Origin of the sequence: Micrococcus sp. Mcc28, from assembly GCF_024519775.1 — a bacterium.
GTDB classification, from domain to species: domain Bacteria; phylum Actinomycetota; class Actinomycetes; order Actinomycetales; family Micrococcaceae; genus Micrococcus; species Micrococcus luteus.
This window is the reverse complement of the sequence record NZ_JALJRH010000013.1, coordinates 67,548-79,842: the sequence shown is the minus strand read 5'-3', so window position 1 is coordinate 79,842 and position 12,295 is coordinate 67,548. Positions and strand designations below refer to the sequence as shown.

Sequence of the window (12,295 nt, the reverse complement as noted above, 5' to 3'; positions counted from 1 at the left end):
GCCTCCCGGTCACCCGGTCGGCGTCTTGAGCACGAGATGGAACTCTACACACGAATCCCACCGAACACAAAATCAGGGGTGACACCCGGCGTCCGGGCACGAAGGAGGGCCCCGTTCTCCGCAGAATCCTGCGGGAAACGGGGCCCTGTGCTCCTCCCGTGGGCGGTTGCTTCGCCGTCGCCGCCCGTCGTGTCCTCGGTCACTTTTCGCGACTCACGGTGGACACCGGTGGTCTGCAGCCGCGGTCAGCCCTCCCCCAGGTCCGCACCCGCCATGCTCTTCTTGCCCCGGCGCACCAGCAGGTGTCGGCCGGCGAGGGCGTCGTCTCGGGTGAACACCTGGTCGGCATCCGTCACCCGCACGTTGTTCACCGAGGCGCCGCCGTCGCGCACCGTCCGACGCGCCTCGGAGCGCGAGGCGACCAGCCCGGTGGAGACCAGCAGCTCGACCGCGGTCACGGTGCCCGGCTCCCCCTCCCACTGGGTCCGGTCGGCCTGCGGCAGCTCGGCCAGCACGGCGGTCAGCGTGTCCGGATCCACGGTGGTGAGGTCGCCGCCTCCGAACACGGCATGGGAGGCCTCGATGACCTTCGTCGTCGTCTCCTCTCCATGGGCCAGCGCCGTGACCTCCCACGCCAGGCGCTTCTGGGCCTCCCGGCGGAACGGCTCGTCGGCCACCTTCTGCGCGTACTCCTCGATCTCCGCGCGGGTCAGGAACGTGAAGACCTTGAGCCGGTCGACGACGTCCGCGTCCGCCGTGTTGAGCCAGAACTGGTAGAAGGCGTACGGGGAGCACATCTCCGCGTCGAGCCAGACGGCGTTGCCCTCGGACTTGCCGAACTTGGTGCCGTCCGCGTTCGTGATCAGCGGCGTGCCCAGCGCATGGGCGTGGGTCCCCTCCACCTTGCGGATCAGCTCGGTGCCGGCGGTGAGGTTGCCCCACTGGTCGGAGCCGCCGGTCTGGAGGGTCACGCCGTGCCGGCGGTGCAGCTCGAGGAAGTCGTTGCCCTGCAGCACCTGGTAGGAGAACTCCGTGTAGGAGATGCCCTCATCAGAGTTCAGGCGCTTGGCCACGATCTCCTTCTTCACCATCGTGCCGACGCGGAAGTTCTTGCCGACGTCCCGCAGGAAGTCCAGCGCGCTCATGCCCGCGGTCCAGTCCAGGTTGTTGACCATGGTCGCCGCGTTCTCCCCCTCGAAGGAGAGGTACGGCTCGATCTGCGCGCGCAGCGACTCCACCCACGCCGCCACGGTCTCCTGCGAGTTCAGAACGCGCTCCGAGGTCTGCCGCGGGTCGCCGATGAGGCCGGTGGCGCCGCCCACGAGGGCATACGGGCGGTGGCCGGCGAGCTGCAGGCGGCGCAGTGTGAGCAGCTGGACCAGGTGTCCCAGGTGGAGAGACGGAGCGGTCGGGTCGAAGCCGCAGTAATACGAGACGGGCTCCCCGGCCAGCGCCTGTTCCAGCGCGGCCTCGTCCGTCGAGACGTGCACGAGCCCGCGCCAGCGCAGCTCCTGCCAGACGTTCTCGAAGCTCGGGTCGTTCGCCTGTGCGCGCAGTCGGGCCGCGCGCTCCTCGTTCTGGGGTGCCATAGCCCCCAGCCTAGCGACGCGCCCGCGCGCCTCCGCGACGCCGCGCACGTGCGACGTCGCCCGCGGGGCTCACTCCGGGACGTCCGCCAGCCCGGCCGGCAGCGCGGCCGCGTCCGTCCCGGCGACGACGGACAGCGACTGGGTGGCGCGGGTCATCGCCACGTACAGATCGCCCACCACGCCGCGCGCGTCGGCCACGATCCGCTCGGGCGAGACGAGCACGACGGTGTCGAACTCCAGCCCCTTGGTCTCCCACGGGGTGGCGACGACGATCTCGACGCCGGGCAGCGGCGCGGTGTCCACGGCCGCCTCCCCCCACCGCTCCCGGAGGGCCGTGAGCAGCTCCCCCGTCCGCTCGGCGGGGGCGATCACGGCGGTCAGGGCCTCGGGCACGCGGTCCCGCTCGGCCTCGACCGCGTCGAGGGCCAGGGCCGCGACGTCACCGCCCGGCTCCGTCACCAGGCGCGGGCGGTGGTCGCCCTCGCGCACGGCGCGCGGATGGGAGACCTCGAGCCCGGCCGCCCGTGCGACCTGCGCGGCCCAGCGCATCACGCGCGCCGGCGAGCGGTAGTTCACGGTCAGCTCTTCCAGGCGCCAGCGGTCCCCGAACTCCGGGGCGAGGACGGACGCCCACGAGCCGGCCGCGTCGCGACGGGAGGACTGCGCGATGTCGCCCACGATGGTGAACGACTTCATCGGGCAGCGGCGCGCCAGCAGGCGCCACTGCATCGGAGAGAGCTCCTGGGCCTCGTCCACCACCACGTGCCCGTACGTCCAGGTGCGGTCGTGGGCCGCGGTCTCGGCGGTGGTCCGTCGCACGCCGCGCGCCTCATTGGCCGCGGCCAGCTGCTCGGCGTCCACGACGCCGTCGACGCCCAGGTCCGCGAGCGTCTGGTGCATGTTCTCCAGGGACGCCCGGGCGTTCTCGAGGTTGCGCTCGTGCTGGGCCGCGGACTCGCCGCCCCGGCCCGGGGTGTCGAGGCGTCCGAGCAGCTCGGCCGCCTCGTCCAGCAGGGGCACGTCGGCCTCGGTCCAGGGGGCGTCGGCCGGGCGCAGGAGCGCGCCGACCTCGGCGTCGGACAGCCACGGGGCGGCCGCCCGGAGCAGGTCCTCCCGGGTGAGGAGGTCGCCGATGAGCTTCTCCGGCGTCAGCGGCATCCAGCAGAGGTTGAGCGCGATGCGCACGTCGCGCGAGGTGCGCACGTCCTCGAGCAGGAGGTCACGCTGCACCGGGGTGCCCGAGGACTTCTCCAGCTTCTTGCGCAGCTTCTCCGCGAGCTCGCGGACGAGGATCTTCACGAACGTCACCCGGGCCTCGTTGTGGGGCTTGCGGGTGGCCCGTGCCTTGTCCCGGGCGCGCCGGACCATGGCCGGCTTGAGCTTGACGGCCGTGCCGTCGATCATCAGGCGACGCGGCTCGACGAGCAGGCGCTGGCGCTGCGCGACCGCGTGGGCGACGGCGTCCACCATGTCCAGCCGGCCCTTCACCGCCGCCGCGTCGAGGTCCCGCTCCGGGACGGCCCGCACGCCCGGCATCAGCGTCCCCAGCGAGGACATCACGACACCGGTCTCACCCAGCGAGGGCAGCACCCGCTCGATGTACCGCATGAACGCGGTCGAGGGGCCGACGATCAGCACGCCCGAGCGGGCGAGGCGCTCCCGGTGGGTGTACAGCAGGTAGGCGGCGCGGTGCAGGGCGACGGCGGTCTTCCCCGTGCCGGGCCCGCCCTGCACCACGACCGCCCCGGGCAGGGGCGCGCGGATCACCTCGTCCTGCTCCGCCTGGATCGTGGCGACGATGTCCCCCATCCGTCCCGTGCGTCGGGCGGTGACGGCGGCCAGCAGCGCACCCTGGGCATCGGCGCGCACGCCGTCCTCGCCCAGCAGCGTCGGGTCCAGGATGTCGTCCTCGAGGTCGCGCACCTCGCGCCCCCGCAGCATCAGGTGACGACGACGGCGCACGCGGCCCCGGTGGGCCGCCGTCGCCTGGTAGAAGGCGCCGGCCTCGGCCGCGCGCCAGTCGACGAGGAGGCGCTCGTGGTCCTCGGTGGTGAGGCCGATGCGCCCGATGTACCGCTGCTCGTCGGCCCCACCCTCCCGCTCGGCGTCGAGGTCGAGCCGGCCGAAGACGAGGCGGTCGTCCACGGCGTAGAGCTGGGCGAGTCGGTCCTCGTAGAGGCTGGCGAAGGCGTCGCGCTCGGAGTGGTTCTGCAGCGACCCCTGCGGGCCGGTCCGGCGCACGGCCGCGAGCTGGCGCTCCTTCTCCTCACGCAGGGCGTCGAGGCGGGCGTACCGCTCGGCGACCCGACCCCGCTCGAGGTCGAGCTCGGACTGGCGGACGGACACGGTATCGGTCATCGGGGGCCCTCGCGGTGCGGTGAGAGGCGGACCACGCTGCGGCCCGCCCGGCGGAAAAGTGACCACCCATGCTACGCCGACCGCGGTGAACGGCGGGTGACGCGGCGGTGCCCTGCCGGGCACCGCCGCGTCCGGCCCGGCCGACGCCGACTCGACCGGGCGACCGCGTCAGCGGGCGTCGACGACGGAGCCCGGCGTGTCGGCCCAGCGGCGCAGTGGTTCCAGGGCGTCCTCGAGCGCCCCGATCTGCGCCGCGACGGCCGTCGGCGCGGTCCCGCCCTGGGCGTCGCGAGAGGCGAGCGAGCCCTCCGTGCTGAGCACCTCGCGGACCTGCGGGGTCAGCGCCGGCGAGATGGCCGCGTACTCCTCGTCCGTGAGGTCCCACAGCTCCACGCCCCGGGCCTCGGCCGCCTTCACGGCCTCGCCGGACAGCTCGTGGGCCTCGCGGAACGGGACCCCCTGGCGGACGAGCCACTCGGCGACGTCGGTGGCCAGCGCGAAGCCCTGCGGGGCCAGCTCCGCCATGCGCTCCGTCTGGAACTCGAGGGTGGCGATCATCCCGGAGACGGCGGGCAGCAGCAGCTCGAGGGTGTCCGCGGCGTCGAAGACGGGCTCCTTGTCCTCCTGCAGGTCGCGGTTGTAGGCCAGCGGCATGCCCTTGAGCGTGGCCAGCAGCCCCGTGAGGTCGCCGATGAGGCGGCCGGACTTGCCGCGGGCCAGCTCGGCGACGTCCGGGTTCTTCTTCTGCGGCATGATGGAGGACCCCGTGGAATACGCGTCGTGCAGCTTCACGAAGCCCGCCTCCTTGGTGGCCCAGAAGATGACCTCCTCCGAGATGCGGGACAGGTCGACGCCGACCATCGCGGCGACCCACGCGAACTCCGCGTACACGTCGCGGGCGGCGGTGCCGTCGATCGAGTTCCACACGGCCGACTCGAAGCCGAGCTCGGTGGCCACGGCGTTCGGGTCCAGACCCAGGGAGGAGCCGGCCAGGGCCCCGGAGCCGTACGGCGAGACGGCCGCGCGCGCATCCCAGTCCACGAGCCGCTGCAGGTCCCGCGCGAACGCCCAGGCGTGCGCGAGCAGGTGGTGCGAGAGCAGGACGGGCTGCGCGTGCTGCAGGTGGGTGCGGCCCGGCATCGGCGCGTACGGGTGCGCCCGCGCCTGATCGAGCAGCGCGTCCACCGTGGCGATCACGCCCCGCGCGATGATGCGGGCGTGGTCGCGCAGGAACATCCGGCCGAGGGTGGCGACCTGGTCGTTGCGGGATCGGCCGGCTCGCAGGCGGCCGCCGAGCTCGGGACCGGCCCGCTCGATGAGGCCGCGCTCGAGCGAGCCGTGCACGTCCTCATCGGACGCCGCCGGGGTGTAGGCACCGGAACGCACGTCCGCCTCGAGCCGGTCGAGGGCCGCGATCATCCCGTCCAGGTCGTCCGCACTGAGCAGACCGGCGGTGTGCAGCACCCGGGCGTGGGCACGGGAGCCGGCGATGTCATAGGGCGCCAGGCGCCAGTCGAAGTGCGTGGACTTGCTGAGCGCGGCGAGCGCCTCGGAAGGGCCGCCGGCGAAGCGGCCGCCCCACAGGGCGCCCTCGTTGGTCCCGTGGCGGGCATCGGTGTTCTCGGTCATCGAAGGTCTCCTCGAGGTCGGTGACAGGCCGACGGCGGCCGGCCCGGTCGCGGGCGGGCCGCCGTCGTGCACGGGGCGTGCGGGGTCAGTCGTTGGACAGGCGGGCGACGTCCTGGAGGTCGGCGCCGCCGCGCAGGCGCTGCTCGCGCTCGGAGGCCGTCTTCGCGGACAGGCCGAAGATGTCGATGAACCCGCGGGCCGAGGACTGGTCGAACGAGTCGCCCTCGTCGTACGTGGCGAGGTTGAAGTCGTACAGGCCGGTCTCGGACCGGCGACCCTGCACCGTGGCGCGGCCACCGTGGAGCTCCAGGCGGATCTCACCGTTGACGTGCTCCTGGGTCGCGTCGATGAACGTGTCCAGGTTCCGCTTCAGCGGGGAGTACCACTGGCCGTCGTAGACCAGCTCGGTCCACCGCTGGTCCACATGCTTCTTGAAGCGCGCCTGTTCCCGCTCCAGGGTGACGTTCTCGAGCTCACGGTGGGCCGCGATCAGCGCCATGGCCCCCGGTGCCTCGTAGATCTCGCGGGACTTGATGCCCACGAGGCGGTCCTCGACGATGTCGATCCGGCCCACGCCCTGGGCACCGGCCCGGCGGTTGAGCTCCTCGATGATCTCCAGCGGGCTCAGCGCGCGGCCGTCGAGGGCCGTGGGGACGCCGCGCTCGAAGGCGATCGTGACCACGTCCGGCGCCGGCGGGAAGGCGGGGTCGTCCGTGTAGTCGTAGACGTCCTTCGTGGGGCCGTTCCAGATGTCCTCGAGGAAGCCGGTCTCGACGGCGCGGCCCCACACGTTCTGGTCGATCGAGAACGGGTTCTTCTTGGTGGTGACGATCGGCAGGTCGTTGCGCTCGGCGTACTCGATGGCCTTCTCGCGGGTCAGGGCGAGGTCGCGCACCGGGGCGATGCACTTCAGGTCGGGCCCGAGGGTCTGGATGGAGACCTCGAAGCGGACCTGGTCGTTGCCCTTGCCGGTGCAGCCGTGCGCCACCGTCGAGGCGCCGAACTGGCGGGCCGCCGCGACCAGGTGGCGGGAGATCACCGGGCGCGAGATCGCGGAGACCAGCGGGTAGGCGTCCATGTAGAGGGCGTTGGCCTTGAGCGTGGGCATGCAGTACTGCTCGGCGAACTCGTCACGCGCGTCGGCGACGTAGGCCTCGACGGCGCCGCAGTCCAGGGCGCGCTGGCGGATCGTCTCGAGGGACTCGCCCCCCTGGCCCACGTCGACCGCGACGGCGACGACCTCGGCGCCCGTGGCCTCGGCGATCCAGCCGATGGCCACCGAGGTGTCCAGGCCGCCCGAGTAGGCAAGGATGATGCGTTCCTTCACGTTTTCTCCTCTTTATATAGGGGGGTCTCCCAGCGCGGCACGTGGCCGTCGGAGGCGTGCTCGGTGGCGATCCTACCCGGATCTTGAATAAATATGCAACTGACGGAATATCAGCTCCCGATGGCCCCTGTGCAGCCCCTCTGCGCCGACAGCGACGGCCACGGGCGACCATCGCTCCGCCCTCGAATCCCGGGTCGAACGCGACTCAGGTCACGGCCTCGGCCGTCGATCGTGACCTTCGCCCATGCCCCTGTGACGGAGGTTGTCCACACCGGCGGATCAGACACCATGACAGCAAATCCGACCAGTAGCGTGCATTTCATCCACGCGCCCACGACTCTAGGGATCGATTCGTCACCCGTTCTCAAATTTCAGACAGACGGGCAAGAATCCGTCGACCCATGATTTGACGCGAGGGGGGCTCCCGTCGTTGACTCTTCCGTAGCCGATTCGTGATCGAACCGTGATCTGACCGAGAGGTCGGGGACGGGGAGGCCACGACATCGAACCCCCTCCGACGGTCGCCCGCTGCTGGGTCGTCTCGAACCGACGGAGGGCATGACCCGACCAAGGAGAAGGACGACCCCGGTGCGCCTCGGCCGCCGATCAGCGAGGACTCGCCATGGACACCATGACTCTCTTCACCACTTCCGCCACCCGCTCCCGCCGTGCCACCGCCTCGATCGTCGCGGGCATGACCCTCGCCGGCGCCGCCGCCGTGGGCTTCTCCGCCCCGGCCCAGGCCGCCACCGTGGACACCTGGGACCGCCTCGCCGAGTGCGAGTCCAGCGGCACCTGGGACATCAACACCGGCAACGGCTTCTACGGCGGCGTGCAGTTCACCCTGTCCTCCTGGCAGGCCGTCGGCGGCGAGGGCTACCCGCATCAGGCCTCGAAGGCCGAGCAGATCAAGCGCGCCGAGATCCTCCAGGACCTGCAGGGCTGGGGCGCCTGGCCGCTGTGCTCGCAGAAGCTGGGCCTGACCCAGGCTGACGCGGACGCCGGCGACGTGGACGCCGCCCCGGTCGCCGTGGAGCGCACCGCCACCGTGCAGCGCCAGTCCGCCGCGGACGAGACTGCTGCCGACCAGGCTGCGGCTGAGCAGGCTGCTGCCGACCAGGCCGCGGCTGAGCAGGCTGCTGCCGACCAGGCCGCCGCCGAGCGCTGGGCCGCCAAGCAGGCTGCTGCCGAGCAGGCCGCTGCCGCCGAGGCCGCTGCTGAGCAGGCTGCTGCCGACCAGGCCGCCGCCGAGCGCTGGGCCGCCGAGCAGGCTGCTGCCGAGCAGGCCGCCGCCGACAAGGCCGCTGCCCAGCGTGCCGCCGCCGCGGAGAAGGCCGCCGCTCAGAAGGCTGCCGCCGCTGAGCAGGCCGCTGCCGCGGAGCAGGCCGTCGTCGCCGAGGCCGAGACCATCGTCGTCAAGTCCGGTGACTCCCTCTGGAAGCTCGCCAACGAGTACGAGGTGGAGGGTGGCTGGACCGCCCTCTACGAGGCCAACAAGGGCGCCGTCTCCGACGCCGCCGTGATCTACGTCGGCCAGGAGCTCGTCCTGCCGCAGGCCTGAGACGCCTGACCGGTCCCCCGGACCGGTGCCACACGAGGAAGGCCCCCGCCATCGGCGGGGGCCTTCCTCGTGCCTGGTGCCCGTCACCCGCGCGGGCGGGGCCGGACGGGTCGGTTAGCCCGCCAGACCCAGCAGGTGGGCCGCGACGGCCGGGGCGGACGTGGTCCCCGTGGTGATGAGGAGGATGGTGTCGTCGCCGGCGATCGTGCCCATCACGTGCTCCACGCGCGCCTGGTCGATCACGCTGGCCAGGAACTGCGCCGCACCCGGGGGCGTGCGCAGGACCACGAGGTTCGCCGTGGGCTCGGCGGAGACGAGCAGCTCGCGGGCCATGCTCGCCAGCCGATTCAGCTGCGCGTCCGAGCCGCGGCCCGGCACGGCGGCGTCGTCGCCCTCCGCCGGCAGGGCGTAGACCATGCCGGCCGGCCCGCGCGTCCGCACCGCGCCGAGGTCCACCAGGTCCCGCGAGAGCGTGCCCTGGGTGACGGACAGCCCGCGATCGCCCAGGGCGTCCGAGAGTTCGGCCTGGGAGCGGATGCCCCGGGTGGCCAGGATCTCCCGGATCGCGGCCTGACGGGCGATCTTCGTCGTGGGGGCGGCCATCAGCGCGGCTCCTCGGCCAGGCCGGAGCGATACAGCAGCCAGGCGATGAGCGCCTTCTGCGCGTGCAGCCGGTTCTCGGCCTCGTCGAACACCACGGACCGCGGCCCGTCGATCACCTCGGCCGTGACCTCGTAGCCCCGGTACGCGGGCAGGCAGTGCAGGAAGATCGCGTCGTCGGCCGCCCGCGCCATCGCGTCGGCGTCCACCTGGTAGTCCCGGAACAGCGCCAGGCGGGCCTCCTTCTCCTCCTCCTGGCCCATGGACACCCACGTGTCGGTCACGACGACGTCCGCGCCCGCCAGGGCCTCGGCCGCGTCCGTCGTGACGAGGACGGAACCGCCCGTCTCCGCCGCCCGCTGTCGAGCGGCGGCCACGACGTCCTCGGCAGGCAGGTGCCCCTCGGGGCCGGCGACCCGCACGTGCATGCCGGCCGTCGCGCACCCGAGCAGATACGAGTGGGCCATGTTGTTCGCCGCGTCCCCCAGATACGTAAGAGTGCGGCCCGCCGTGCCGCCGAGGTGCTCGCGCACCGTCAGCAGGTCGGCGAGGATCTGACAGGGGTGGTAGTCGTCGCTGAGCGCATTGACTACGGGCACCGAGGAATGGGCGGCCATCTCCTCGAGACCGGCCTGCGCGAACGTGCGCCAGACGATGACGCCGACCATCCGCTCCAGCACGCGGGCCGTGTCCGCCACGGACTCCTTGTGGCCCAGCTGCGACTCCCCCGGGTTCACGATCAGCGGCGTCCCGCCGAGCTCGGCGATGCCGGCCGCGAACGAGACGCGGGTGCGCGTGGAGGTCTTGTCGAAGAACACGATGCCGGTCCGGGGCCCGGCCAGCGGGCGGTGCCGGAACCGGTCGGCCTTCATCTGCGCGGCGAGGTCGAGCACCTCGGCCTGCTCGGCCGGGGTGAGGTCCGTGTCCACCAGGAAGTGGCGGACGGCGGCAGCGGGGGTCATGGGCGGTCTCCTTCGGCGGGGGTTAGGGCGGCGGCCACGAGCCCGGGCAGGGCGGCGGCGAAGCGCTCGAGCTCGGCCACGGGCACGGTGAGCGGCGGGGCCAGGCGCAGGGTGGACGGGCCGGTGGCGTTGAGGATCCAGCCCGCCTCGAGGCCGGCGGCGACGACGGCCGGGGCCAGCCCGCCGGCCTGGACCGGTCCCGCGGGGTCGGCCAGGTCGACGCCGATCCACAGGCCGTGACCGCGGACCGCGGCCACCTCGGGCAGGTCCTCCAGCCGTGCGGCCACGGCCTCGCCCGCGGCGCGGACGTGGCCGAGCAGGCCCTCGTCCTCGACGGTCTGGAGCACGGCCAGGCCCGCGGCGGTGGCCAGGGGGTTGCCGCCGAACGTGGTGCCGTGCTGGCCGGCGGTGAGCAGCCCGGAGACGGCGGGGCCGACGCAGACGAGCGCCCCGATCGGCACGCCGCCGCCCAGTCCCTTCGCCAGGGTGAAGGCGTCGGGCACCACCGGCTCGGCCGCCCCGGTGACGGCCGGGTTCTGGAAGCCGAACCACGTGCCGGTGCGGCCCACGCCGGACTGCACCTCGTCGAGGATCATCAGGGCGCCGGCCTCGCGGGTCGCGGCCCGCACCTCGGCCAGGTAGCCGGCCGGCCAGCCGTGCACGCCGGCCTCGCCCTGGACCGGCTCGAGGATGACGGCGGCGACGGTGGCGCCGTCGTCGTCCGGGGCCAGGGCCGCTCGCAGGGCCGCGGCGTCCCCGCCCGGCACGTGCTCCACGCCGCCGGGCAGCGGCTCGAAGGGCGCCCGGTAGGCCTCCTTGTGCGTGAGCGCGAGGGCGCCCATCGTGCGGCCGTGGAAGGCCCGCTCGAGCGCGATCACCCGCGTCCGGCGGCCGGACGGGTCCTCCGCGCCGTGGCGGCGGGCGAGCTTGAACGCGGCCTCGTTGGCCTCCGTGCCGGAGTTCGCGAAGAACACGGTGGAGCCCGCGGGCGCGCCGGCCAGCTCCAGCAGGCGCTCGGCCAGGCGGATCTGCGGCTCGGAGGTGAAGAGGTTGGACACGTGGCCGAGCGTGGCGATCTGCTCGGACACGGCCCGCACCAGCGCCGGGTGGCCGTGGCCGAGCGCGTTCACGGCGATGCCGGCCAGCAGGTCCGTGTAGCGCCGGCCGTCGGTGTCCCACACGTGGACCCCCTCGCCGCGCACGAGCACGCGGGCGGGGCGGCCGAAGACTCCGGTCAGGGCGGCGTGGTAGCGCTCCAGCAGCGCGGACTGGTCGGTGCTCATGCGTCCTCCTCGGGGGTGGTCGGGGCGGTGGGTTCGGCGTCGGGCACCACCTGGGTGCCGACGCCCGCGGAGGTGAAAACCTCCAGCAGCATCGAGTGGGGGCGGCGGCCGTCCACGACGTGGGCGCGCTGCACGCCGGCGTCGACGGCCGCCAGGCACGCGGCCATCTTCGGGATCATCCCGGAGGCCAGGGAGGGCAGCAGCGCACGCAGCTGGGCGGCGGTGAGCGAGCTGATGAGGGAGTCCCGGTCCGGCCAGTCCGCGTAGAGGCCCTCGACGTCGGTGAGCAGCACGAGCTTCGCGGCGCCGAGGGCGGCGGCCAGGGCCGCGGCGGCGGTGTCCGCATTGACGTTGAGGACCTGCCCGGTGGGCTCGCCGTCGTCGTCGATCTCGGGGGCGACCGACGAGACCACGGGGATCCGCCCGGACTCGATCACGTCGAGGATCGCGGTCGGGTCGACGCCGGTGACCTCGCCCACGAGGCCGAGGTCCACCTCCTGCCCGTCCACGACGGCGCCCGTGCGGCGGGCGCGCAGCAGCCCCGCGTCCTCGCCGGAGAAGCCGACGGCGTACGGGCCGTGGGAGTTCACGAGGCCGACCAGCTCGCGGCCCACCTGTCCCGTGAGCACCATGCGGACCACGTCCATGGCCTCCTCGGTGGTCACGCGCAGGCCGCCGCGGAACTCGGACGCGATGCCGAGGCGGTCGAGCATCGCGTTGATCTGCGGGCCGCCGCCGTGCACCACCACGGGGTGGACCCCCACGTGGTGCAGGAACACGATGTCCTCGGCGAACGCCCGGCGCAGCTCCTCCGACACCATGGCGTTGCCGCCGTACTTGACGACCATGACGGTTCCGGCGAACCGCCGGATCCAGGGCAGGGCCTCGACGAGGACCTCCGCCTTGGACTCGGCGCGGTCGAGCCGGTCCGCGGTGGACAGGACGGGCGCGGCCGCCGTGGCCGGGTCGGTGTGCGGGCTCATGCT

General features: G+C 73.2%; 9 protein-coding genes. 1 reads left to right on the top strand and 8 read right to left on the bottom strand.

The features are described from left to right. Positions 1–245: 245 nt before the first annotated feature. The 4 genes from tyrS to NR073_RS08430 all read right to left on the bottom strand — a co-directional run bounded on the left by tyrS (position 246) and on the right by NR073_RS08430 (position 6,903). Positions 246–1,589 carry a tyrosine--tRNA ligase gene (gene tyrS, locus NR073_RS08445; RefSeq protein WP_044659916.1) on the bottom strand — a complete coding sequence of 448 codons (1,344 nt, stop codon included), beginning with the start codon at positions 1,587–1,589 and terminating at the stop codon, positions 246–248. A 69-nt stretch (positions 1,590–1,658) separates the two neighbouring features. Next, on the bottom strand, positions 1,659–3,947 hold the full coding sequence (locus NR073_RS08440; RefSeq protein WP_256748738.1) for a UvrD-helicase domain-containing protein: 2,289 nt from the start codon (positions 3,945–3,947) through the stop codon (positions 1,659–1,661). A gap of 168 nt (positions 3,948–4,115) precedes the next feature. Next, entirely contained in the window at positions 4,116–5,576 is a 1,461-nt protein-coding gene (gene argH / locus NR073_RS08435) for an argininosuccinate lyase (protein ID WP_095694718.1), read from the bottom strand. Between the two features lie 85 nt (positions 5,577–5,661). Continuing rightward, entirely contained in the window at positions 5,662–6,903 is a 1,242-nt protein-coding gene (locus NR073_RS08430; RefSeq protein WP_095694719.1) for an argininosuccinate synthase, read from the bottom strand. 622 nt (positions 6,904–7,525) lie between these two features. On the opposite strand from NR073_RS08430, the gene rpf reads away from it, so the two are divergent. Further along, a complete protein-coding gene (gene rpf, locus NR073_RS08425; RefSeq protein ID WP_135101423.1) occupies positions 7,526–8,464 on the top strand; it encodes a resuscitation-promoting factor Rpf in 939 nt (312 codons plus the stop codon). A gap of 114 nt (positions 8,465–8,578) precedes the next feature. Here rpf and argR read toward each other — a convergent pair whose 3' ends face one another. From argR to argB, 4 genes are read right to left on the bottom strand one after another with little or no spacing between them, the layout of a single operon-like run. Beyond that, the gene (gene argR / locus NR073_RS08420; protein ID WP_036337506.1) at positions 8,579–9,067 is read right to left on the bottom strand and encodes an arginine repressor; all 489 of its coding nucleotides are present in this window, start codon (positions 9,065–9,067) and stop codon (positions 8,579–8,581) included. Next, a complete protein-coding gene (gene argF, locus NR073_RS08415) occupies positions 9,067–10,026 on the bottom strand; it encodes an ornithine carbamoyltransferase (protein WP_036315667.1) in 960 nt (319 codons plus the stop codon). Before argF ends, argR begins: the two co-directional genes overlap by 1 nt. Beyond that, positions 10,023–11,309: an acetylornithine transaminase gene (locus NR073_RS08410; RefSeq protein ID WP_095694723.1), complete on the bottom strand. Its 1,287-nt coding sequence runs from the start codon at positions 11,307–11,309 to the stop codon at positions 10,023–10,025. Before NR073_RS08410 ends, argF begins: the two co-directional genes overlap by 4 nt. Beyond that, positions 11,306–12,292, bottom strand: a complete 987-nt coding sequence (gene argB, locus NR073_RS08405; RefSeq protein WP_169577793.1) for an acetylglutamate kinase — start codon at positions 12,290–12,292, stop codon at positions 11,306–11,308. Before argB ends, NR073_RS08410 begins: the two co-directional genes overlap by 4 nt. Between the last annotated feature and the right edge of the window lie 3 nt (positions 12,293–12,295).